The sequence below is a fragment of the Peribacillus saganii genome, from assembly GCF_003429095.1.
GTDB lineage: Bacteria > Bacillota > Bacilli > Bacillales > DSM-1321 > Peribacillus > Peribacillus saganii.
On sequence record NZ_QVTE01000017.1, the window covers coordinates 92,541 to 114,520 of the forward strand.

Below are 21,980 nucleotides of genomic sequence, written 5' to 3' on the forward strand. Positions count from 1 at the left end.
TAAAAAATAAAGGATCTTGTTCTACAGGTGAGTTGTGATTATAAGGTCAACCAGTTTTTTGAAGTAATCACTAAGTACAATAAAAAGGACGGGAAAAACCCGTCCTATTTTTAGGTTGCTTACTAGTAATAGATATTAACAACCGGACTTGACCAACATTTATTTGTCTAGTTCAATACGTTAGAATATATCATCCATTATGATGCTTATACATCCATAAAATCCCTGATTTTAATAGCCTCGCGACTCTGCCGGTTATCGCGCGGTCCGCAACCAGGCCGAACCCATGCTTTTTGCCAAGGGATCCGAGGATACCCTTTAGTTTAATAGCCGGGAAGCTTTCAGGCAGCGGATCATTAGCCCATTTTTTTAAGAGCACCTGAACGATTTGTTCCGCTTGCCCCTCAGCTAGCTGCGCGCTTGGTGCATGAGGAAGGCTTGCGCAATCTCCAACTACGAAAACACTATTGTCGTTAGGCAAATGGTGCTGTGGAGTAAGGACGACGCGTCCCTGAGTATCCTTTTCTACATCCATTTCCCTTACAATGATACTGGGCTGAATGCCTGCCGTCCAAACAATAACATCACAGTTAATTGCTGTGCCGTGGTTGTACAATATATTCTCTTCTACAGCAGTAATGTTGGAGTTGCTGACAATTTCCACTCCGTGTGATACAAACCACTCTTCTACATAGACACTCAAACGAGTCGGGAAAGCTGAAAGGATATGGTCGCCCCGATCAAATAGCTTGATTTTGAGGTCCGGCCGGCTCTCAATTAGTTCACTGGCAAGTTCTACCCCGCTAAGCCCTGCTCCCACAATAGCCACGGTTGCCTCTGCCCCCAGGTTACCCAGCGCTTGATAGGTGCGGCGTGATTTATCGATAGTTTGAATGCTGTATGTGAATTTATCAGCGCCAGGTACATTGTGGTATTTGTCCTCGCAGCCAAGGCCGATGACAAGGTCATCATAAGAAACCGGTTCTTTGCCTTGGATAAGGACTGCTTTGTTTTCAAGGTCGATTCCAGTAACCTCGCCATAAACGTTTTTAATCCTTGGATCTTCAGGAAAAGCAACGCGAATATGCTGATCGGAAATAGTACCTGCAGCCAGTGCATAATACTCTGTTTTTAAACAATGATATGGATTACGATCGACAAGCGTAATGGTAACATCATCAGGAAGCTGATTTGGAAGAAGTTTATGGAGCATCCTCATACCACCATAGCCGCCGCCAAGAATGAGCAAGTTTTTCATCTTTGATTTCCCCTTTGTGAAGAAGCGATGTTTGTTAATAAGTTCACTAATCTCAAGAGATAAAGTGTGACATATTGAAAACGGAATCATAGCCTTAATCGTTTTCAAATGCACTTAAATGGGCCAAAAATGCAAAAAATGTAGAAAAATAAATGAATTCCATAAAAAAGTATAACGAAATTGTGTCGAAATCACAACAATATTCTCTAGTACTTAAACTTGAATCGTTGACTCTAACTTGTAAAAACTGTAGGATATTCTGTTAGTACTAGTGAGGTGAAAAGCAATGATGGATATTATTGAGTTTTGTGTTAGCAACCTTGCCAGCGGCTCATATGAAGCCATGCAGAAACTAGAACAAGATCCCAATCTGGATATAGTTGAATATGGTTGTCTTAGTTATTGTGGAAAATGCGCAAGAAGCATGTTTGCCCTTGTGAATGGGGAAGTGGTTACAGGGGAAACAGCAGAAGAGCTGGTTGCCAATATCTACAAGCACTTAGAAGAGAACCCATTATTTTAATTATGAGTTTATATAATATAGTGCTATATTTTTAATAAAATATCCAGTAATGAGGGCTAGACACTGCCTATTTACTTTTGGCTAATTACTTAGCATTTTTGCTTAATTTATCTGTTTTCCGCTACATTAATCGGAAAACAGATAAATTAATTCCGGCAAAGGAGCCTGCTGCTTAAGAAAACACGGACAGGAGATTTCCAGACGTGAAATTAAAGAATGTTTGTCCTGAAAGATTTTTGGAAACCCTTGCCAAATGTGATTGGCAAGGGTTTTGTTCTAAAATAAGACAGCATTTTTTATTAAACAAGTACAGATGCTTTGGCTCCAGTGCCCAGTAACTTTCTTCCGTAGGAAAATCAAGCCCCTCGAATGTTGTGACCAAGAGCTGTCACAACCCTGTGTTGCTATCAAGTGCCTTCCGAAGCGGTTGGCTTATGCTAGTCGGAGGCCCTCAGGATGTGGGTCAGAACGGTGTTGCCACAGGACGTGGCGACATTAGCCGTTCTTTCTTAGCCAGCCAGGGCGCTTTTCGCTTGTCTTATCTGCTCATTGATTCACCAAGCTTTTTCTCGTCCCTGATTTCCTGCCAGCGCTCTCTGGCCATATCAATGATTTTTGTTTCTATAGATGTACTTTTCCTTTCAATTACCATGGAGAAATATTTTACGGATTTATCTGTTTCCCCGCATCTTCTATATAAATCCCCAATTAAATACAAGAGCCGGACTTCAGAAACCTGGGTACCTTTGAAATCATCCGTCGAGAAGGATTCTAAGTATTCATTGATGGCCAGTTTCATGAACCTTATTTCCTGATCCTCATTTTCCAATTTTCTGTTCAGCCAGGCTATCCTTAAATACAGGCCTGCGATGACAATATGCTTTTCCTTTTTTAAAACGGCACAATAGGAGGCGAGCTTATAGGTTTGTATCGCCTCCTGAATTGAACGGATACCGCTGAAGTCTTGAGGTACCCAATTTGTGTGGACTTTTGCAGCAATCATTTCTTTTGTTGCAGGAGGAAAATATTTTGCAAAATCGTCAGAAGCAGAGAAGCCACAATGCGGGCACACATAAATATTATATAATAATGCATTATGATCATCCGAAGCATAATACGGACAAAAATCTGAATCATAACTAGTAACCTTAATAAATCGGGATCTAATCTTTTTAGTAGTAAATTTTCCTTTACAAAACAAGCATTCTATATTGCGGTCAAATAACGGTTCAATGGTATCCATCATCTCCCCCTCTTGGCAGTTAGTATTTTATGTTGATATTTTAAAATAATTATAACTCTTTTTTCTATCTAAAGAACTATTTAAATGTGAGAAAATACCTAAACTATAAAAGTTATGCGACTTTTTGATAAAATGCAGTTAGCCCAATTCACTATTTTCAGTGTGGTAAAGTTGAGCCTTGATCTTTTTTTGTTATATACTATAAGTAAAGACCTCATATTATTTAAAGGAGGATGAGTTATGAGCGAAATCGTAATTATTACAGAAGCAGCAGCTTTTCAGATAAAAGAAATGATGAAGCATAATGATGAGGAGGGTTCTTTCCTGCGGGTAGCCGTAAAGGGAGGGGGCTGCAGCGGCCTCTCATATGGAATGGGCTTTGAACAGGACTCCGATGAAAAAGATACGATATTGAGTCAGCATGGCATTAATATTTTAGTAAGCAAAGACGATGCCCCAATTTTAAATGGAACTGTTGTTGATTATAAACAGTCCATGATGGGCGGAGGGTTTACCATTGACAATCCAAATGCCATCGCTTCCTGCGGCTGCGGATCATCCTTCCGTACAGCAACAGCAACGGGTACACCGGAAGAGTGTTAATTACCTGAATCTAAAAAATCATTGAGTCCGGTTTAAAAAACCGGACTTTTTTTGTGCGTAATTATTCTCAATTAAGGAAGGATGAAATGACTCGGATTGCAAAAGGAACAATAGCAAACTTAAAGGAAATCGCTGCGATCAGCAACGAAACGGTCGGCAAAGAAAGCAGGCTGGAATTCCTCCGTTTGGGCTTTTTCTGAAAAACGTTGCTTCATTGCCCCCTGTTGTTATGAAAAAATGATAAAATTTTTACCAAAGTTCAATCATTTTTCAAAAGACATTTTTAGAGCGAAGGAGTCGTTAACATGGAGGGGAATATGTTAATGCAGTCGTCAGAACAAATGCTGAATATTTTAAATGATCTTGTATCGATTGGGAGCATTACCTTATCTGAAGCCGAAAAGCATATTCCACTTAGAATAGAACACTACGTAAAGCAAATAAGTCATTTTCAGGAAAATCCCTCATATATCAGCCGTCATCCCACCATGGATGGCCGTTCATTTTTAACTGCGTTATATAAACATGATGAAGCAGAGAAAACGGTGATTATGCTCAGCCATTTTGATGTAGTAGACGTAGAGGAATACGGTGATCTCAAGCATCTGGCTTTTCGCCCAATTGAGCTGACGAATGCTCTTTTTAAGAGGCTCGATGAGCTTCCTGCTGATGCGCGAAAGGATTTGGAAAGCGGCGATTGGCTTTTTGGGCGTGGGACTATGGATATGAAGTGCGGTCTTGTCCAACACCTTTCGCTTTTGGAAAAAGCATCAGCAGAAAAGTGGAAAATTAACCTCTTGTTACTGACCGTTCCAGATGAAGAGGTTAATTCAGCCGGTATGCGTGAAGCTGTCCAGAAACTTTTGGATATTGCTGCTGACCATAAATTAACCTTCACATTATGTTTAAATTCTGAGCCGATGTTTACACAAGTCCCAGGAGATGAAAACCATTATTTCTATACTGGATCAATCGGCAAAATTATGCCTGGCGTGCTTTGCTTTGGAAGAGAAAGCCACGTTGGGGAACCATTATCCGGCATTAACGCTGCGTGGATGTCGTCAGTTGTTTCACAGGAAATCGAGTGGAATGAAAAACTGTGCGAAACTGTAAACGGCCAGGTCAGCCCGCCGCCAACAGTATTGCTGCAGCGAGACTTAAAAAAAGAATACTCAGCCCAGCTCCCAAGCCTTTCCGTCAGTTTATACAATTTATTATTAATGAAAAGGAATCCTGCCGATGTGCTGGGGGCTATGCGCGAAGCTGCTGACAGTGCTGCACAGAAAATCACATCATTTATACAGGAGAAGTACCGTACATACAGTATTTCGCACCGCCAGCCTGACCATATCCGGGTGCTCTCTTATGAAGAATTAAAGCAATATGCTTGCGAAAAGTCTACTTGTGAGCAAATTACGGCATTAGAGTATTCGGCCGCCATGAATACACCTGGCGATAACCGAGAACAATCTATCAAGGCAGTCGAACAAATGGCCTTGTTTTGCCGAGAGCTTGCCCCGATGATCGTCTTGTTTTTCGCTCCGCCATATTATCCAGCCGTGAACACAAGCGACAATAAAGATATCCAGAAGCTTAGCAGGTCCCTTATTGAATACACTAATAAACATTTTGGCTATAAACTGCTGCCTGTAGACTATTTTAACGGCATTTCAGATTTAAGCTATGCTGTGCTTCAGGCACCGCTGTCTGATATGGATATGTATAACACTAATCTGCCTGGAGGTCGAGAGCTGTATTCGATTCCGTTTCAGGAAATGGCATGCCTCACTGCACCGGTCCTAAACGTGGGTCCGATCGGAAAAGATGCCCATAAGAAAACAGAACGGCTTTATTTGCCATTTGCCTTTGATCAATTGCCAAAAATATTGAAAAATCTGTTATTAATGCATCAGGATCAATAAGGTATAAAAAGTCCGATCCCCTAAAAGTTCAACAGGGGATACGGACTTTTCCAGTTGTTTAAAGTTAAGAAAGTTAACGCTTTAACGAGTTCAGATATCTAGCTCCAGCGCCCAGCCCCGACGCACACGATGTTCTTGCCGGTCTTGCACAGGACAAGGAATGCTACGTCAGCAATACATCGCACGAAACAAAGCGACAGTTTTGTGAGGATGTGCTGGCGTCGACGTTTGGCACAGGACGGAGGTTGAAATGGTCTTAAATTTTAACCCTGCCAGAACTTAGCCGGCGTTCCTTTAACAGGATGTGGCAACGCCGTTCTTCCTCTGTCAGGGCGCTTTCGCTTTTCTATGATATCTAGCTGCGCCGTCTACACCCGATATTCTGGATAAGGAACGCTTTGGCAGCGACCCACGTTCGAGGATACATGCACTTTTCTTATTCAGAGAAAAGGGAAGAGCTGTGAAGCGGCTGAGCCTTCGCCTTAGGATCCATGAAAGCTTTAGCATTGTTAACAGCTGTAGGTGCTTCACCGAATCCGGTCGCGATTAGCTTAACTTTTCCGTCATAGGTGCAAATGTCACCTGCAGCATAGATGCCAGGAACGTTTGTCTCCATTTTGGAGTTCACAACGATTGAGTTTTTCTGAATTTCGAGTCCCCATTCCTTGATCGGTCCCAGTGAAGAAACGAAACCATAGTTGACAATGACCGCATCTACGTCGATGACTTCTTGGTCATCACTATTTGCACCATTGATGACAACTTGATGTATTTTGTTTTCATCACCGATGAATTCAGCAGGGACAAAAGGAGTCTTTATTTCAACTTTACTGTTTTGTAAATTTTCAACGCTGTGTTCATGTGCGCGGAATTTATCACGGCGGTGAACGATTGTCACTTTTTCAGCGATTGGTTCCAGCATTAGGGCCCAGTCAACGGCTGAATCGCCGCCGCCAAAAACTACAACCTTTTGGCCGGCAAATTGATTTAAATCATCGATGAAATAATGAAGGTTCTTGCCTTCATATTTTGCACCCGCTTCAAGCTCTATGCGTCGGGGCTGGAAAGCTCCATTTCCAGCAGTAATGATAACTGTTTTAGAATAATGCACTTCTTTATTCGTAATAAGTTTGAAATTGCCGTCTTCCTGCTTTTCAAGCTTCTCAACTGACTGCTCCAGTGCAACAGCTGGCTCAAATTTAGCCATTTGTTCCTTTAAATTATTAACAAGCTCTTGTGCACGCACCTTGGGAAAGCCGGCAACATCGTAGATATATTTTTCAGGGTAAAGTGCAGAAAGCTGCCCGCCTAGCTGCGGGAGGCTTTCAATGATCTTTACCGAAGCTTGTCTCATACCACCATAGAATGCTGTAAATAGTCCAGCGGGACCACCGCCAATTATCGTAATATCATACAATTTTTGATCCTCGTTCACTATATAAATCCCCCTATCGATAGTTCAATCCAAAGTACATTTTAACATAAATTATTTAGGAAGGAGATGAATTTGAGAAAGATAGAAGAATTTTTTGAATAGAAAAACTTTTCCAAGTAATATGCTTTTCTCCTTGATTAAAATCCTGAATACTATATTGGAAGACATGGTGGTAACTTCCTGTTTGATTTTTCGGATGATACTTGTTTATTTTGGCTAAAAATCCTCTAAATGAACCTTCCATTTTTCCATTTGTGCAGTGTAAAATTACTATTTGTCTCTTGAAAAAGTATTGGATATGGAATACTATTTATTTAGATCTCATATTGTTACTTTTCTTTGATAAAATCAGTACATTTTTTTGAATGAGTTCGTGAATTACATCACAAACTTTTGTTTTTATTTTATAATTTTTTTAACATGCGGTGAGATGATAAGAAATAAGCTTAGCATCGCGAGAAAAATACTGTAAAGGTGGTTCCGATACCATTGAAAACAAAGAAAATTGTTATCCTGGGCGCAGGGTACGGCGGCCTAATGACAGCTACTCGTTTACAAAAAGCTATAGGCGTAAATGAAGCTGAAATTGTTCTTGTTAATAAAAATGATTATCATTATGAAACAACTTGGCTACATGAGGCATCAGCAGGAACTTTACACCATGATCGTGTTCGCTATGATATTCGCTCGGTTATTGATAGTCATAAGGTCGGCTTTATCCAGGATTCAGTTGTTGAAGTTAAGACCTCTGAAAAGCTGGTTATTTTAGAAAACGGCGAAATTTCTTATGATTATTTAGTCATCGCTCTTGGCGGGGAGTCTGAGACATTTGGAATTCAAGGCCTTAAGGAATATGCATTCTCTATCTCGAATGTTAATTCTGCACGCCAAATCCGTGGACATATTGAATATCAGTTTGCTACCTACCAGACTGAAGTGGAAAAGAAAGACGAAAGATTAACCATTGTTGTAGGTGGTGCTGGCTTTACCGGAATTGAGTTCCTTGGAGAATTGGCTAACCGTATTCCGGAGCTTTGCAAGGAATATGATGTAGACTTCCAAAAGGTGCGCTTAATATGTGTTGAAGCTGCTCCAACCGCATTACCTGGCTTTGACCCTGAATTGGTTTCTTATGCCGTTTCTCACTTAGAGAAAAAAGGTGTTGAATTCAAAATCGGTACTGCGATCAAAGAATGTACACCTGACGGAATCATCGTTGCAAAAGGTGAAAATGAAACAGAAGAAATCAAAGCTGGCACTGTTGTTTGGGCTGCTGGTGTTCGAGGTAACGCTGTTATTGAAAAGTCAGGTATTGAGGCAATGCGCGGACGTGTGAAGGTGCAGCCGGATTTACGGGCTCCTGGCCATGATGATATCTTTGTTATTGGTGACTCTTCCCTTGTTATTAATGAAGAAATTAACCGTCCTTATCCTCCTACAGCTCAAATTGCTATGCAGCAGGGTGAGATAGTTGCAAAGAATCTCGTGTCACTTATCCGTAATAATCCTCACCTGGAAACATTCAAGCCGGATATTAAAGGAACTGTATGTTCACTGGGCGAAGATGATGCAATTGGCGTTGTTTACGGAAAGAAACTAGTAGGCACAAAAGCATCCATCATGAAGAAAGTGATTGATAACCGTGCGCTTCTTATGATTGGCGGCCCTTCATTAGTTCTGAAAAAAGGTAAATTTAAATTATTATAATGTATTTAATAAATAGTGCTTTGAAAGGCTGTCCGCAGGTTAATCCTGGACAGCCTTTTATATTGGCCGCATTTGTACAATGAAAGAATGAGATATATTTAAATTTTCTGAATATCTTTAAAAGATAGAGAAAGAAGGAGAAATATAATAATGTATCCGCTTTCATGGCTGTTTTTGCATAAAATAGGTTTTTTCAAAATTAGGATTTTCATGATATATTATCAGAAAATTTAATTAATTTTAATTCTCGAGGAGATGGCGACGATGTCAAAAATTACGGTTAAAACGTACGATTGTGTATATTGTTCAGGAAAAGGGTATTTCCAGTTATTGCTTGGAGGATCCGAGACTTGTTCATGCTGTGGAGGAAGCGGCAAATTGGAAGAAAAATAATAGAACGGACAACAAAAGCCAGGTAAATAAATAATGTGATTTTCATTTCAAAGACTGGCAAATAGATGATTGACGGGTCTTTTCCGATTAAGTACACTAGAATTAGTGCTTCTAGGGAGGGGCTATAGAAAATGCAAATGTCTTTACCAGTTTTAATTATTTCAGTTGTTTTATTTTTTGTTTTATTCTTTGGCATTGGATTTTTGCTGAATATGCTGTTTCGTTCTTCATGGATTATGGTTATTATTTTTCCATTAGTTGCCGTTTTCATTATTAATAATAAAAAATTAATCGAGTATTTCAGAAGCCCGGCAGATACATTCGGTCAGCTTGGGGGCAGACTTTCTTCCCTTGCTCCAGCTGATGTTACGATTTTAGCAAGTGGATTAGCAGGTGCGATTCTTGCAGGAGTGGTCATTAAAACCCTCAGAAACAAAGGGTATAGAATGTTTTAACCGGATTCCAATAAAATTCCCAAAAACTCTGTCATAAGCAAAATATGATGGGGTTTTTTTAATGGCTTTTTTTCTAAGAAAGTATAACGATTGCTTTTAACAAGTACAGATGTCTAGATAGCAGCAACTTTTTATTCTGCTAAAAATAAAGCGAATTTTTTTCTGGAAAATAAAGCTCCGACGTACAGGACGTGCCAGCGCCGGCGTCGCCAAAGACAAGGAATGAATGCTTTGGCAGCGATACATCGCACGAAACAAAGCATTTGCTTTGTGAGGACGAGGCAATTTTAGCCGTTCTTCCTCTGTTAGGATGTGCTAGCGTCGACGTTTGGCCCAGGAGGACGTGCCAGTACTTAGTCAACGTTCCTTGTTTTATAGGGCGCTTTCACTTTTCTTATTGTAATAAATATTTTCACTCTTTATGAATATTCTTTCTTTTTTTGGGAAAGTAATATGTCAGAGAGGAGTGAAGAAATTTTATATGAGTAAATTGAAAAACTTAAGCCAAAGGGCCGTAATTGCCCTATTACTAGTTTTTGCGGTTCAATCCACCCTCTGTCATGTGACTGGGGTTTCTGCAATGGCAGCGCTAAATTGGGGTGAGTTTCGTTCAGACTTCAGTCCCGATCGGAATACAAGGGTGATTGGGTTAGATTATAAGTATCTGAACAGCTCAATGCCAACTAAAACAGAAATATCTTTTTCTAAACCGATAACCTCGCCAAAGACGATAGAAGAAGCGGTAGATTTTACACAGTACCCCACTAAAGAAGTGGTGGCTACCGGTTATACGGCCGGGGTTGAATCGACCGGTAAAAGTCCAGGTAATCCATCGTACGGCATTACATATTCCGGAGTAAGAGTAAAAAGAGACTTATTCTCGACAGTGGCAGCTGATTTAAATGTTTTCCCGATTGGGACAATCCTTTATATCCCAGGGTATGGATATGGAGTTGTAGCGGATAAGGGCGGGGCCATTAAAGGCAATGAATTGGACCTTTATTATGAGACCGTTGATGATGTTTTTAATCAGTGGGGCAAAAAAACCATCGATGTTTACGTAGTTAAAAAGGGAAAAGGAAAATTGACCGAAAATGATCTGACTGTGTTAAATGAGGATAGTGAATTACAGGTATTCCGCCAGCAGTTTAAAGGAAAATTAAAAAAATAAATATAATGTAATACATAGAATTTACATAACATAATACATAGAATTGATGATCTAAGCATATGCAAAAAATATAAGAAACTGTTCCAGGTTGTGTCCCTTGGAACAAAAAGCCCCGTACTCACAACTGGTACGGGGCTTTCCTTTTTTTTCAGAATTATCAAAAGTACAAAGAATAATCAATCAAGATCATTGTTAAATAAAGATGACTTTCGAAAATTAATATTTTTTTACAGTTTATTTCTCTATATACAAGCTTTCAGGAAATGCTTTTCGTTCCTGACTGCAAAGCAAAAATTTTTGCCTTAATACTGTTATCTGGTTTTTAAAGAACAAAGTTTTCCTTCCGCTCCTGCATTATTTAACGCTGAACAAAAGGAAATGAAGGAGAAGGGTCAAAACGATTCCAGTAAGGCCTCCAAAGAATACTTCAACCGGTTTGTGGCCAAGCAGCTCCTTAAGTTCCCTTTGCTTTTGTTTTTCTTCCTTCTTGGGCCATTTTTTTGCTTCTGCGACGAAAGTATTGAAGTCTGCCACAAGCCTGTTTAATACAGCTGCTTGCTCTCCTGCCTGTCTTCTGACACCTGTTGCATCAAACATCGTTATGATTGCAAATACGGTTGCAACTGCGAAAACGGTAGAGTTGACGCCGGACTCCAAGGCTACACCGGTGGCAAGTGCTGTTACGGCAGCTGAATGGGAGCTGGGCATGCCTCCGGTTGAGTGGATCAATGACCAATCCAATTTTCTAATGGCAATGTACTGAATCGGCACTTTCACAAACTGGGCGAAGAAAATGGCTGTTAATGAAGCAACTAGAGGGAAATTAAACCATAATTCCATGGATCGGCCACCTTTCATGTAAAGTATTAATTTATGGCTATTTTCTGGATACACAGCTTCGGGTACGGTGCTTTGCCCGCCGTAAAGGCAAGCTGTGGCGAATCGGCAAAGGGATATGTAAGGTGATCTATGAAGTCACAAAACGTGCTGAAAAATATGGTTCCTCTTGTACAGTCCTCTTATATAATCATTATGTCTCAATCTCACTTATTAGATAATGTTTTTATCATAAAGTTAAAAAGGACTGGATTATGAATTGTCTGTTATTATGTTTTTAAACCAAATGAGCAGTAGTTAAACATAAAAGGCAAGGATGTGAGGAAATGGAAAGTTACCCTATGGAATATTATACATTCTTTATTTCGTTTAACGAGGGTGATTATTATACCTGCCACGATTTGCTTGAGGAAATGTGGATGACGGATAAGGGGAATTTATTTTTAAAAGGGCTGCTGCAGCTTAGTGTGGCGATTTACCATTATGAATATGGTAATGTAAAGGGAGCAAGGTCGATGCTGGAGGCCGCATACCGCTATTTGACCCCATACAGCCCCTTTCATTGGGGATTGAAGCTGGAGCCGGTGCTTGCTTATATTGAATACGCTCAGGCTATTATCCCTCCTATCGATAAGGTTCCTTTCTCTGAAGTTGGAACGCTTCCTAAGCTTCCTCGTTTATATATAAATATCGAGAATTAAAAAGAATGGTGAGTCTGTTATAATCTAAGCATGGATCGAAAAGGGAGGAATTTTTTTGTTCAATGTAGCAGATCAATTAAATTTTGCTGACAAACATGAGTATGTACTATCCGGTGTATTTGAAAAGGGCGGCAGACTGGAAGGGTTTGCTGCAGAGGCTGACGAGAAACTCGGAGGGCAATTGACCGAGCTTTTGAAGAATGGAGAGATTTCTTCAAAGAAAAAGATCGTTGGAAAAATACATACACTTGGCCTAATGGGGCCAAAGAGACTTATTTTTTTAGGGCTTGGAAAAGAAAAGGGATTGTCATTTGAATTTTTAAGAGAAGCGTTTGGCAAAGTATTTAAAAGCTTGCAAGAGGCAAAAGCTAATTCTGTTACGGTTATACTGGATTCCTTTACTAATGATTCTGTCGATGCTAATGACGCTGCTCATGCACTTGGCGAGGCTTTTGCGCTCGCAACCTATAAATTTGAGGGATACAAGCAAAAATCGAATGAAACGGAAAAGCAAATAGAAGCTATTACAGTAGTTAGCAATACTGAAAGCCATGAAATCAATGCTTCCTTGACGGTTGGGTATATGTATGGCCGAGGCACAAACTCTGCACGTACACTGGTCAATCTTCCTGGTAATATGCTGACGGCTGCTGACATGGCCGCTTATGCCTCAGAACTTGCAGACCGTTATGGTTTTGAATCTGAAATTCTTGTTAAGGAAGACATGCTGAAGCTTGGAATGGGGGCTTTGCTGGCAGTAAACCAAGGATCCCATGAAGAGCCAAGAATGATTGTCCTTAAATATCAGGGCAAGGAAGAGTGGACCGATGTAATTGGTCTTGTCGGAAAAGGAGTTACCTATGATACAGGAGGCTATTCCCTTAAGCCGAGAGAAGGGATGGTCGGAATGAAAACCGATATGGGCGGAGCAGCAGCTGTTCTTGGTGCAATGGAAATCATCGGTGAATTAAGGCCGGAGCAGAATGTAGTGGCTGTTATCCCGTCTACCGACAATATGGTAAGCGGAACTGCATTTAAGCCGGATGACGTCATTACTTCTATGAGCGGAAAGACGATCGAAGTGCTTAATACGGATGCTGAAGGCCGGCTTGTGCTGGCAGACGCTGTAACATACGCTAAGCAGCATGGTGCGGAATATCTGGTCGATGTGGCTACCCTGACAGGCGGGGTTATCGTTGCATTGGGCAATGAAATGACAGGGGCAATGACCAATAATGAGGGTCTATTCGAGCAGGTTCTGGAAGCTTCATATGAAGCAGGTGAACCAATGTGGCGCTTGCCAATTACAGAAAAGGATAAAGAGCGTGTAAGAAACAGCCCGGTTGCTGATTTGAATAATTCACCTGGCCGGGATGGCCATGCCATCATGGGAGGCGCATTCATTGGAGAATTTGCCGAAGACACGCCTTGGGTTCATTTGGACATAGCGGGAACATCTGTTACAAAAAAAGCATCCGAATTAGGACCAGCTGGCGCTACGGGAGTAATGACACGTACCCTAGCCCTGCTGGTGGAACGATTTCAAGTAAATTAAAATAATGATTGTCCTTCTGTCTTGGGATAGGCTGCCTACCCATACGATTGTTGGTGTTTCCGCATATAAAATAGGGAGGCAAATATAACGACAGGAGGATTCAAATGAACAATTATCACAGACAATATTATGGCGGTTATGGCCGAAATCCGTTTTTCTTTGCCGGTCCATTTGTTGGAGGATTGCTTGGCGGGCTGCTCACCACAGCTGTATTAGGCCCAAGGCCGTTTTATCCGGCTCCATACTATCCGGCTCCATACTATCCGTATTATCCTTACTCATATGGCGGCTACTACTATTGATCTTTATCGGCTGCATGCCAAAACACACCTCTGCTTAAAATAGCAGAGGTATTTTTATGAAAATACTGGACCAACCACCCGACGCGGATGTGCCTGGCTTTACAGATCAGGATACTTTCATTGCTGGGAAAATATAACTCAAGTTACTGGGAAGATGGAGATTAAGGGCTTCTCCATTTGAGGAAGAACCGTTATGGCTAATTTCGCTGTGTTTCTCTTCCGTGAAATCTAATATAATTCGATCAGGATTAAATTGGAGTTTAGGCTTTGCGGACTCCAGGTGAACGGATCATATCATTAACCTGGCTTGTTTTTGATGCTTTGGCGTCATTCATCAGTTTTTCGGAAAATTCCCTGGAATGGGCAATGGTTTGGGTGATTTTTTGGGCATCATTCAGTAACGCACCTGCCGACTGAGCAGATTTTATTAAAAAAGCAGTATTTACAGGAGGAAATTGGCGATAGAGCGGGAAACCATATACATGGTGGTATCCCTGGTTAAAGGATATTGGTCTGGAAATCGGCCCATGTTATTGCCTGGATAAGGGTATGGACGGTATTCCAAATGGTTATCTCCTTTATCTTTTTTTAAAAGTTATGTAAAAGGGTATAGGAAATAAGTTATTAAGATTCAGGTATGGCTTTTGGCGGATAGAGGGGGTGGATATATGGAGTGGGAATCAATATTACATATTCTAGGCGAGTATGGCTACCCTGGCCTATTTTTTTATCTGTGGGTCGGCATCTTTATTTTTCCTCTCCCAAATGAAGTCATTGTTATGTCGGTTGCAATTGCGGCTGAACAAGGAGTTCTTGACCCGGTTTTTGCATTTGCCACTGCTTATGCAGGTATACTGTTTGCGATAACTTCTATGTATTTCCTGGGTAGATATACTGGAAAATATTTGATGGGTTATTTTAACCGGAGAGATAAATTTAAGAGACTTATTTTTCAATCCAATATCCTGATAAATAAATATCATGCGTTCTCACTTTCTATCAGTTATTTTATCCCGGGAATCCGTTTATTTCTGCCGTTTATTTATGGATTCAGCAGGCTTTCATTATCATCCTTTGCCCTGTTTTCCTACACAGGTGCCTTGTTGTGGCTCAGTCTTACTTTTTACCTTGGATATCAATTTGGGGACGAATTTGACAGAGTCTTATTTTATGAGAAAGAAGTTTTATTTGTCCTGCTTGCGATTGCTGCTATTTATATCTTTTTCCAACTGCATAAAATAGCCCGATCTCGGGGAAAGGAAACCGGAAAAGAAACAAGCAGGAATACGTTGAAGCAAAAAGAGCGAGCTTAACAGAAGGGGGAAAAAGAATTGAAAACGGTTAATACATTATTGGAAGCACTTGGGATAGAAATCCTGGAGGTTGAAAATGGCCGGGTTACCGCCAAAATGCCCGTGGATCAAAGGACACGCCAGCCTTTTGGCCTGCTGCATGGAGGTGCATCAGTTGCCCTGGCTGAAACAGTAGCCAGCATTGGCGGGTATGAACTTGTCGATAAAGCAACGGAAGCAGTCGTTGGCCTCGAGATTAATGCCAATCATGTTAGGGGAAAGAAAGAAGGGAATGTGTTTGCTGAAGCGCGGGTGCTTCATCGCGGGAGGAAAACAATGGTATGGGATATACAAATAAGAGACGAAGAAGGTAAACTCATATCGGTTTCCAGATGTACGCTTTCGGTAATACAGATTAAGTAGGGACAAAAGCAAAACAGTCATCCGGTTATAATGGATGGCTGTTTTTTATACTTATTCCTATAGTGAATTCTACAAAACTGAATAATAATTCTGGAAACTATGCATTCAAATCTATCATTCACTATACTATTTTTACCAATTCCGCGTGAATTGCAGTGTATGAAAAAGCATTTTAACTTTTTTTATTTTAATCGTAAAAGCAAAACTGCCGGCCAGGAGGCCAGCAGCAGAGTGAAATCACACCATTTTACTTTTCAGCTTGGCGGATTTGATTTTTACCTTTTAAATCATCCTGCACACTTTTTTCCCACAATGGAACCCCGCTATTATATGCAGCCCTGCTTATCAAATGTCCGGCCACAGGAGACGTCGCAAAAATGAATACAATTGCTAGGATGACGCGGGAATTAAAATGGCCATGTTCAATCCAGAAGTAAAGAAATGTTCCGAGCAGGATGCTCATTACCCCAAGTGTGGCACTTTTGGAGGCGGCATGATTCCTTGTATACACATCTGGAAGCCTGATTACCCCAAATGTTGCTACAACACTTAAAAAAGCACCAAATAATATCAAGGCTCCTGCAATAATTTTAACGATTTCGATCATGCTCTATTATTTCCCCCTTCTCTAGAAACTTTGAAAAGGCTACTGTCCCGATGAACGCCAAAATTCCGACAAGCAATATTACTTCAAGAAATGCGCTTGTATCGAGAAGAATTGAAATTAGAGCAACAATCGCAATCAAATTGATTCCCATGGCATCCAGTGCGATAACGCGGTCCGCTGCCGAAGGTCCTTTGACCACCCTATATAACAGGCCGAGCATGGCTAGTGAAATACATAAGAGGCTTATTCTTAAGATTATTTCTAACATTAGCGGCTTACCTCCAGGATTGCATTTTCAAAAGTGCTTTTGATACCTTGGATCACGTCTTCAGCATCTTCTATATCCACTGCATGGATATAGAGAGTTTTATTGTCGTCTGAAACATCGACAACCAAGGTGCCGGGAGTAAGAGTGATTAAATTCGCAAGGACTGTTATTTCCCAATCCTTTTCGAGGACGGTCTGCATGGCGAAAATTCCTGGCCGCATATCTAACTTTGGCTTTAATACCACTTTTAAAACAGCAATATTAGCTAAAATCAGTTCCTTGATAAAGATTAGAAACAGCCTGAATACTGCATATGCCCGGATTAAATAAAATCTGCCGCTAAAGCAATTCCTAAACGCGAAGATGATTAAAAGGCCAAGGAGATAGCCTACAAAGAAAGTTGAACTTGTATAAGAGGTTTTTAGGAACATCCAGGTAAAAGCGAGCACAACATTTAACAATATTTGAAAAGCCATCAACCCTCCTCCTTTAGTACGGCGTCAATATAAATTTGCGGGTCTACAAGAGGTTCTGTTCCCTGAATAATAAAAGGATACACAAATTCGGTACCAATCCCATACAAAACCGAAACCGCCACCAATATAACTGCAGGTGTTAATAACTTTGTTACAGGAACGGAAGATGCTGGAGTATAACTGGTCACATTTCCCCAAAATCCATATATGAAGATCCTCATGATTGAATATAAAACAAGCAAACTTGAAATCAGGACAACTGCCATTCCTATAAAGGCTCCTTTTTCAGCGGCTCCCTGCAAAATCAGCAGCTTTCCTGAGAACCCGCTAAACGGGGGAATACCGGCAAGGGAAATCGCTGCCAGAAAGAAGGTCCATCCAAGACCAGGATTGGTTCTGATTAGTCCGCCCATCTCCCGCAGGCTGCTGCTTCCGGTCACCTTCATCATAATGCCAGCCAAAAGAAATAGCGCTGCTTTAATGATCATGTCGTGGATCAAATAAAAGAGAGAACCTGCCAGTCCATCCTGGTTCATCAATGAAATTCCAAATGCTATAACACCTACTGCAATTACGATATTGTAGATAATGATTTTTTTGACATCCCAGTATGCGATTGCTCCTATCACTCCAACGATAATTGTTAGAATTGACAGAATTCCCAGCAGCTCATGGGTATAACCTTGCTGATGAGGAAACATAAGTGTATAGGTCCTTAGGATTGAGTATATGCCTACTTTGGTTAACAAAGCTCCAAATAAGGCGAGAACGGGAATCGGAGCGGCAAAATAGGAGCCTGGGAGCCAGTAAAACAGCGGAAAGATGGCTCCTTTTAGACCGAAAACGATAAGGAACATTACAGCAATAACAGTAATGATCCCTGGCTGGCCAGCTTCCCCAATCCTTCTTCCGATATCGGCCATGTTCAGTGTGCCGACAACAGAATATAAATAGGCAACCGTAATGACAAAAAAAGCTGAGGAAATAACATTAACCAATATATATTTTAAAGATTCCCTCAGCTGGCCTTTCGTGCCCCCCAATACCAATAGCACATAAGAGGACATCAGCATTACTTCGAAAAAAACAAATAAGTTGAATATGTCACCTGTCAGAAAAGCTCCATTTACCCCAACCAATAAAAATTGAAATATAGAATAGTAATAGAATTTTTCCCGCTCCTTGCCGATACCCCGGAAGGAGTACAGCAATACGGCAAACCCAACGAGGCTTGTGGTAAGCACTAAAAGGGAAGCCAGCATGTCGGCAACAATGACAATACCAAAAGGTGCTTTCCAGCTCCCTACTTCAAGGACCTTAATACCATTATTGGATATGTAATGTACCAGATATAACGCAACAGCCATTCCGCACAGAGATGAAAGGAAGGATATTCCTTTCTGGATCCCAGTCTTTCTGGCAAAGAATATCAAGATAACGCCTGTTAAAAGAGGCAATAAAACAGGCAGGAACACTATATTATTCATTAGCTTCGTTTCCTCTCAAATGATCCATATTATCTGTTCCCAGCTCTTGGTATGTTCTGTAGGCAAGAACGAGGAAAAGGGACGTAACCCCAAAGCTGATGACAATCGCTGTTAAAATCAAAGCCTGGGGCAGCGGATCGACATATGCTTCAGCATGCTCACCGAGAAGCGGAACGGCGCCTCTTTTTAAGCCGCCCATCGTCAATATGAGAAGATGGGCACCGTGGCTTAATAAGCCAGTTCCGACGATGATCCGCAAAATACTTTTTGAAAGCATAAGATACGTAGCAGTGGTAAATAAAATACCAATGACAATTGCCATTAAAATTTCCATTATTCACTCTCCCCTATCGTCTGAATAATGGTCATCGTGACACCAATAACCACCAGATAAACTCCCAAATCAAATAGTACAGCCGTATGCAATGATGTTTTGCCCAGGATTGGCAAATTAAAATAGCTGTAAGCATGTGTCATAAGAGGGGCATGGAATAGCCATGACCCGGCAACGGTTGAGGCGGAGATCAGGAGCCCGCAAGCGATCATTATCTTATAATCAATTGGCAGCAGGGCCGCCACGGTTTTTAGATCATAGGCCAGGAGCAGCAGTACTATTGCACAGGATGTCATCAATCCGCCAACAAAGCCGCCTCCTGGTGAGTAATGCCCTCCTAAAAATATCGATATGGAAAACAGGATGATTACGAAGGCGCAAACCTTAGTGACGGTTTGCAGGATTAAATCATTTGTTTTCATCCGCTTCCCTCCCCCTTGTCATGCGAAGCTTAATCAACGAATAAATGCCGATTGCCGCGATGCCCAGCACCGTGATTTCAAACATTGTATCCAATCCGCGGAAGTCGACCAGTATGACATTCACAACATTTTTGCCGCCGGCTTCCTTATAGGAATTCTCGAGGTAAAAGCTTGCAATAGAATCAAAAAGTTTATTGCTGTGGGCAGACAATGCTATTAAAGCAATAATTACTCCAACGCCAAGCGAAATCAGTGCATTATTCAGCTTAAAGGTCATTCTCTCCTCTTTCAGGTTAATCTTCGGTAAGTGGTAGAAACAGAGGAGAAACAATGCAACTGAAATAGTTTCAATAATCAGCTGGGTCAGGGCAAGGTCCGGTGCCCGGAAAAGAACATAAAACAATGAAACGGTATAGCCAACAGCACCGAGCAGAATGATTGAGGTTAAACGGGACTTTACGAACAATATAGCAACAGAGCCAATCGCTATGATAATAGCGAGGATCAATTCATACATACGAATCGGGGCTGTATTATCAGTATCGAGCTTAAAAGCATCTTGCCAATACAGCGTAAAGCCTAACGAAATAATAAAGAACAAGAAGATATAAACGAGATAGCTGCGGATAAAGCCGGTCATAAACAAGCGGGTGACCCATATTGAAGCCCGTTCAGCCAGTTCAATGGTTTTATCATATAAGCGATTTAATGACCATGCTTCTGGCAAAGCATAATATACTTTTTTCCACCTTGGAACCGTTAAATAAAGCAGGATACCAATTGCGATAACACCTATTGTCATAAAAAGCTCAGGTGTAAATCCATGCCAAAAACCGATGTGGACGTGAAATTCCCCATCAAGCAAACTGGGAATAATGGATGCTACTGCGGGCTCAATAAGAGTTCCGGACAATAGGTTCGGAAAGATACCAAAAATAATAACCAATGAAGCAAGTATAACCGGTGAAATCAGCATACCAAGCGGAGCTTCGTGAGGTGTTCTTTCCAATTTATCAGGCTGATGCTTCCCGCCAAAAACTTTAAAAACAACAATCATACTGTAAACAAATGTAAAAATGCTTCCAATCCAAGCAAGGACAGGAAAAAGGATTCCCCAGGCATCAAGATTAAAAATGTCCATATTCAGAACATTCACCATACCTGTAAAGAACATTTCCTTACTTAAAAATCCGTTGAACGGAGGAAGCCCTGCCATTGAAAATGCGCCAATGACAGCGATGGTGAAGGTAATCGGCATAAAAGCCATCAGCCCGCCCAGCTTTCGGATATCCCTTGTACCGGTTTCATGATCAATGATGCCCACTACCATAAACAGGGTTCCCTTGAAGGTGGCATGATTAATTAAGTGGAATACAGCGGCTACAGTAGCAACCATATAAACATTTTCTCCGATTGATTCGTAATGCAGAGCGGCGGCACCTACTCCCAGCAGCGACATAATCAAACCAAGCTGACTGACTGTAGAGAAAGCCAGAATACCTTTTAAATCGGTTTGTTTTACCGCAGAGAATGATCCCCAAAAAAGCGTTGCGATCCCAAATGAAGCGATCAGCCATAGCCATACTCCGGATTCAGCGAATATAGGGCTCATTCTTGCGACAAGGTAAATCCCCGCTTTAACCATTGTTGCTGAATGCAGATAAGCACTTACCGGCGTTGGAGCTTCCATCGCATCTGGCAGCCAGATATGAAAAGGGAATTGTGCAGACTTTGTAAAGGCACCAAGCAGCACAAGCAGTAGTGCGGGTGTGAACAACGGATGTTCAAACAGGCTATCAGCTTGTCCAATCAGCTCGCGAATACTGAAGGTTCCTCCCATGATATAGAGAAGCACGAATCCTCCCAGCATGGCTAATCCGCCCAAAACAGTTATCAGCATGGATTTTTGGGCACCGTACCGGGACCTTTCGCGGTGATGCCAGTAGCCGATCAGCAGGAAGGAAGATAGGCTGGTAAACTCCCAAAATGTGTATAGGACAATCAAATTATCAGATAACACGACACCCAGCATTGCTCCCATGAACAAAAGCAGGAAGGTGTAAAAACTGCCCAGCCGTTCTTTTTCCTTCTGTAAATAGAAAATGGAATATAAGACGACAAGGGATCCAATCCCAGTAATCAGCAGAGCAAAAAGCAGGCCCAATCCGTCGACATAAACATCGAAGCTTACATTAAGAGACGGAATCCAGGCAAAGCTTTCTGCCACGGTTTCCCCGTTTTGGGTAGCAGACAGGAAACGGAAAAAGTATGTAAATAGAATTACTGGCAATCCGAGTACAAACCAGCCGGTGTGTACGCTGCGGATATGCTTATACAAAATTGGCACTGCTATAGCAAGCAGAAAAGGCGAAAGAATAGCAAGGTGCAATAATGACATGAAATCCCCCCATCATCGTTTTTTATCTAATCTATATTTTGAAAATGATTAGCATTAGTAACTGAGCCCTCACCTAGGGAACAGACAATTACCTCCGTTAATAAACGAAACCGTATCGATAACGGTATGTTAACCATATTCTTAACATAAAAATTATATCTTAATTTA

23 protein-coding genes are annotated in these 21,980 nt (G+C 41.2%); 12 read left to right on the forward strand and 11 right to left on the reverse strand.

The features are described 5' to 3' along the window. Positions 1 to 190 precede the first annotated feature (190 nt). A complete protein-coding gene (locus D0469_RS08095; protein WP_117326182.1) occupies positions 191 to 1,258 on the reverse strand; it encodes an NAD(P)/FAD-dependent oxidoreductase in 1,068 nt (355 codons plus the stop codon). Between the two features lie 286 nt (positions 1,259 to 1,544). Between D0469_RS08095 and D0469_RS08100 the strand changes: the two genes are divergently transcribed. After that, positions 1,545 to 1,781: a YuzB family protein gene (locus D0469_RS08100; RefSeq protein ID WP_117326184.1), complete on the forward strand. Its 237-nt coding sequence runs from the start codon at positions 1,545 to 1,547 to the stop codon at positions 1,779 to 1,781. Between the two features lie 538 nt (positions 1,782 to 2,319). On the opposite strand, the gene D0469_RS08105 is transcribed toward D0469_RS08100, so the two are convergent. Beyond that, complete coding sequence (locus tag D0469_RS08105) at positions 2,320 to 3,024, reverse strand: DUF2225 domain-containing protein (RefSeq protein ID WP_117326186.1); 705 nt, start codon at positions 3,022 to 3,024, stop codon at positions 2,320 to 2,322. 240 nt (positions 3,025 to 3,264) lie between these two features. Between D0469_RS08105 and D0469_RS08110 the strand changes: the two genes are divergently transcribed. Both D0469_RS08110 and D0469_RS08115 read left to right on the forward strand, forming a co-directional pair. After that, the gene (locus D0469_RS08110; protein WP_117326188.1) at positions 3,265 to 3,627 is read left to right on the forward strand and encodes a HesB/IscA family protein; all 363 of its coding nucleotides are present in this window, start codon (positions 3,265 to 3,267) and stop codon (positions 3,625 to 3,627) included. A 305-nt stretch (positions 3,628 to 3,932) separates the two neighbouring features. Next, positions 3,933 to 5,549 (forward strand): M20/M25/M40 family metallo-hydrolase, encoded by a 1,617-nt coding sequence (locus D0469_RS08115; RefSeq protein WP_117326190.1) that lies wholly within the window; start codon positions 3,933 to 3,935, stop codon positions 5,547 to 5,549. A 436-nt stretch (positions 5,550 to 5,985) separates the two neighbouring features. Here the strand turns inward: D0469_RS08115 and D0469_RS08120 are convergent, their stop codons facing one another. Then, positions 5,986 to 6,984 carry an NAD(P)/FAD-dependent oxidoreductase gene (locus D0469_RS08120; protein ID WP_117326192.1) on the reverse strand — a complete coding sequence of 333 codons (999 nt, stop codon included), beginning with the start codon at positions 6,982 to 6,984 and terminating at the stop codon, positions 5,986 to 5,988. A gap of 489 nt (positions 6,985 to 7,473) precedes the next feature. Here D0469_RS08120 and D0469_RS08125 point away from each other — a divergent pair, with 489 nt between their 5' ends. From D0469_RS08125 to D0469_RS08135, 4 genes are all read left to right on the forward strand, one after another. Further along, positions 7,474 to 8,691 (forward strand): NAD(P)/FAD-dependent oxidoreductase, encoded by a 1,218-nt coding sequence (locus D0469_RS08125; RefSeq protein WP_117326194.1) that lies wholly within the window; start codon positions 7,474 to 7,476, stop codon positions 8,689 to 8,691. 264 nt (positions 8,692 to 8,955) lie between these two features. After that, complete coding sequence (locus D0469_RS21025) at positions 8,956 to 9,084, forward strand: YuiA family protein (RefSeq protein WP_158553388.1); 129 nt, start codon at positions 8,956 to 8,958, stop codon at positions 9,082 to 9,084. Positions 9,085 to 9,215: 131 nt separating this feature from the next. Then, a complete protein-coding gene (locus D0469_RS08130) occupies positions 9,216 to 9,539 on the forward strand; it encodes a YuiB family protein (RefSeq protein WP_117326196.1) in 324 nt (107 codons plus the stop codon). A gap of 481 nt (positions 9,540 to 10,020) precedes the next feature. Next, positions 10,021 to 10,710 carry a 3D domain-containing protein gene (locus tag D0469_RS08135; protein ID WP_117326198.1) on the forward strand — a complete coding sequence of 230 codons (690 nt, stop codon included), beginning with the start codon at positions 10,021 to 10,023 and terminating at the stop codon, positions 10,708 to 10,710. 354 nt (positions 10,711 to 11,064) lie between these two features. Here D0469_RS08135 and D0469_RS08140 read toward each other — a convergent pair whose 3' ends face one another. Then, on the reverse strand, positions 11,065 to 11,550 hold the full coding sequence (locus tag D0469_RS08140) for a divergent PAP2 family protein (protein ID WP_117326200.1): 486 nt from the start codon (positions 11,548 to 11,550) through the stop codon (positions 11,065 to 11,067). A gap of 323 nt (positions 11,551 to 11,873) precedes the next feature. On the opposite strand from D0469_RS08140, the gene D0469_RS08145 reads away from it, so the two are divergent. From D0469_RS08145 to D0469_RS08165, 5 genes are all read left to right on the forward strand, one after another. Continuing rightward, the gene (locus tag D0469_RS08145; protein ID WP_117326202.1) at positions 11,874 to 12,248 is read left to right on the forward strand and encodes a DUF309 domain-containing protein; all 375 of its coding nucleotides are present in this window, start codon (positions 11,874 to 11,876) and stop codon (positions 12,246 to 12,248) included. A gap of 55 nt (positions 12,249 to 12,303) precedes the next feature. Next, the gene (locus D0469_RS08150) at positions 12,304 to 13,803 is read left to right on the forward strand and encodes a leucyl aminopeptidase (protein ID WP_117326204.1); all 1,500 of its coding nucleotides are present in this window, start codon (positions 12,304 to 12,306) and stop codon (positions 13,801 to 13,803) included. Positions 13,804 to 13,907: 104 nt separating this feature from the next. After that, on the forward strand, positions 13,908 to 14,105 hold the full coding sequence (locus D0469_RS08155) for a hypothetical protein (protein WP_117326206.1): 198 nt from the start codon (positions 13,908 to 13,910) through the stop codon (positions 14,103 to 14,105). 668 nt (positions 14,106 to 14,773) lie between these two features. After that, entirely contained in the window at positions 14,774 to 15,418 is a 645-nt protein-coding gene (locus D0469_RS08160) for a DedA family protein (RefSeq protein ID WP_117326207.1), read from the forward strand. A gap of 18 nt (positions 15,419 to 15,436) precedes the next feature. After that, on the forward strand, positions 15,437 to 15,820 hold the full coding sequence (locus D0469_RS08165) for a hotdog fold thioesterase (RefSeq protein ID WP_117326209.1): 384 nt from the start codon (positions 15,437 to 15,439) through the stop codon (positions 15,818 to 15,820). A gap of 247 nt (positions 15,821 to 16,067) precedes the next feature. Here D0469_RS08165 and mnhG read toward each other — a convergent pair whose 3' ends face one another. Genes mnhG through D0469_RS08200 form a run of 7 tightly spaced genes read right to left on the reverse strand, consistent with a single transcriptional unit; the run spans position 16,068 to position 21,812 of the window. After that, a complete protein-coding gene (mnhG, locus tag D0469_RS08170) occupies positions 16,068 to 16,427 on the reverse strand; it encodes a monovalent cation/H(+) antiporter subunit G (RefSeq protein ID WP_117326211.1) in 360 nt (119 codons plus the stop codon). Further along, positions 16,411 to 16,695, reverse strand: coding sequence for a Na(+)/H(+) antiporter subunit F1 (locus D0469_RS08175; protein WP_117326212.1), 285 nt, complete (start codon positions 16,693 to 16,695; stop codon positions 16,411 to 16,413). The genes mnhG and D0469_RS08175 overlap by 17 nt, the downstream gene beginning before the upstream one ends. Further along, positions 16,695 to 17,171, reverse strand: coding sequence for a Na+/H+ antiporter subunit E (locus D0469_RS08180; RefSeq protein WP_117326214.1), 477 nt, complete (start codon positions 17,169 to 17,171; stop codon positions 16,695 to 16,697). The genes D0469_RS08175 and D0469_RS08180 overlap by 1 nt, the downstream gene beginning before the upstream one ends. Next, the gene (locus D0469_RS08185) at positions 17,171 to 18,658 is read right to left on the reverse strand and encodes a Na+/H+ antiporter subunit D (RefSeq protein ID WP_117326215.1); all 1,488 of its coding nucleotides are present in this window, start codon (positions 18,656 to 18,658) and stop codon (positions 17,171 to 17,173) included. Before D0469_RS08185 ends, D0469_RS08180 begins: the two co-directional genes overlap by 1 nt. Continuing rightward, entirely contained in the window at positions 18,651 to 18,992 is a 342-nt protein-coding gene (locus tag D0469_RS08190) for a Na(+)/H(+) antiporter subunit C (RefSeq protein WP_117326217.1), read from the reverse strand. Before D0469_RS08190 ends, D0469_RS08185 begins: the two co-directional genes overlap by 8 nt. Then, positions 18,992 to 19,414 carry a Na(+)/H(+) antiporter subunit B gene (locus D0469_RS08195; RefSeq protein WP_117326219.1) on the reverse strand — a complete coding sequence of 141 codons (423 nt, stop codon included), beginning with the start codon at positions 19,412 to 19,414 and terminating at the stop codon, positions 18,992 to 18,994. Before D0469_RS08195 ends, D0469_RS08190 begins: the two co-directional genes overlap by 1 nt. Beyond that, a complete protein-coding gene (locus D0469_RS08200) occupies positions 19,401 to 21,812 on the reverse strand; it encodes a Na+/H+ antiporter subunit A (protein WP_117326220.1) in 2,412 nt (803 codons plus the stop codon). The genes D0469_RS08195 and D0469_RS08200 overlap by 14 nt, the downstream gene beginning before the upstream one ends. Positions 21,813 to 21,980 lie beyond the last annotated feature (168 nt).

What these genes read in the sequence shown, in the direction of transcription:
- D0469_RS08140 (WP_117326200.1), bottom strand. Translation starts at nt 11,550, where the DNA reads ATGGAATTATGGTTTAATTTCCCTCTAGTTGCTTCATTAACAGCCATT.
- D0469_RS21025 (WP_158553388.1), top strand. Translation starts at nt 8,956, where the DNA reads ATGTCAAAAATTACGGTTAAAACGTACGATTGTGTATATTGTTCAGGA.
- D0469_RS08095 (WP_117326182.1), bottom strand. Translation starts at nt 1,258, where the DNA reads ATGAAAAACTTGCTCATTCTTGGCGGCGGCTATGGTGGTATGAGGATG.
- D0469_RS08160 (WP_117326207.1), top strand. Translation starts at nt 14,774, where the DNA reads ATGGAGTGGGAATCAATATTACATATTCTAGGCGAGTATGGCTACCCT.
- D0469_RS08100 (WP_117326184.1), top strand. Translation starts at nt 1,545, where the DNA reads ATGATGGATATTATTGAGTTTTGTGTTAGCAACCTTGCCAGCGGCTCA.
- D0469_RS08135 (WP_117326198.1), top strand. Translation starts at nt 10,021, where the DNA reads ATGAGTAAATTGAAAAACTTAAGCCAAAGGGCCGTAATTGCCCTATTA.
- D0469_RS08200 (WP_117326220.1), bottom strand. Translation starts at nt 21,812, where the DNA reads ATGTCATTATTGCACCTTGCTATTCTTTCGCCTTTTCTGCTTGCTATA.
- D0469_RS08195 (WP_117326219.1), bottom strand. Translation starts at nt 19,414, where the DNA reads ATGAAAACAAATGATTTAATCCTGCAAACCGTCACTAAGGTTTGCGCC.
- D0469_RS08190 (WP_117326217.1), bottom strand. Translation starts at nt 18,992, where the DNA reads ATGGAAATTTTAATGGCAATTGTCATTGGTATTTTATTTACCACTGCT.
- D0469_RS08105 (WP_117326186.1), bottom strand. Translation starts at nt 3,024, where the DNA reads ATGGATACCATTGAACCGTTATTTGACCGCAATATAGAATGCTTGTTT.
- D0469_RS08185 (WP_117326215.1), bottom strand. Translation starts at nt 18,658, where the DNA reads ATGAATAATATAGTGTTCCTGCCTGTTTTATTGCCTCTTTTAACAGGC.
- D0469_RS08110 (WP_117326188.1), top strand. Translation starts at nt 3,265, where the DNA reads ATGAGCGAAATCGTAATTATTACAGAAGCAGCAGCTTTTCAGATAAAA.
- mnhG (WP_117326211.1), bottom strand. Translation starts at nt 16,427, where the DNA reads ATGATCGAAATCGTTAAAATTATTGCAGGAGCCTTGATATTATTTGGT.
- D0469_RS08115 (WP_117326190.1), top strand. Translation starts at nt 3,933, where the DNA reads ATGGAGGGGAATATGTTAATGCAGTCGTCAGAACAAATGCTGAATATT.
- D0469_RS08175 (WP_117326212.1), bottom strand. Translation starts at nt 16,695, where the DNA reads ATGTTAGAAATAATCTTAAGAATAAGCCTCTTATGTATTTCACTAGCC.
- D0469_RS08180 (WP_117326214.1), bottom strand. Translation starts at nt 17,171, where the DNA reads ATGGCTTTTCAAATATTGTTAAATGTTGTGCTCGCTTTTACCTGGATG.
- D0469_RS08155 (WP_117326206.1), top strand. Translation starts at nt 13,908, where the DNA reads ATGAACAATTATCACAGACAATATTATGGCGGTTATGGCCGAAATCCG.
- D0469_RS08130 (WP_117326196.1), top strand. Translation starts at nt 9,216, where the DNA reads ATGCAAATGTCTTTACCAGTTTTAATTATTTCAGTTGTTTTATTTTTT.
- D0469_RS08145 (WP_117326202.1), top strand. Translation starts at nt 11,874, where the DNA reads ATGGAAAGTTACCCTATGGAATATTATACATTCTTTATTTCGTTTAAC.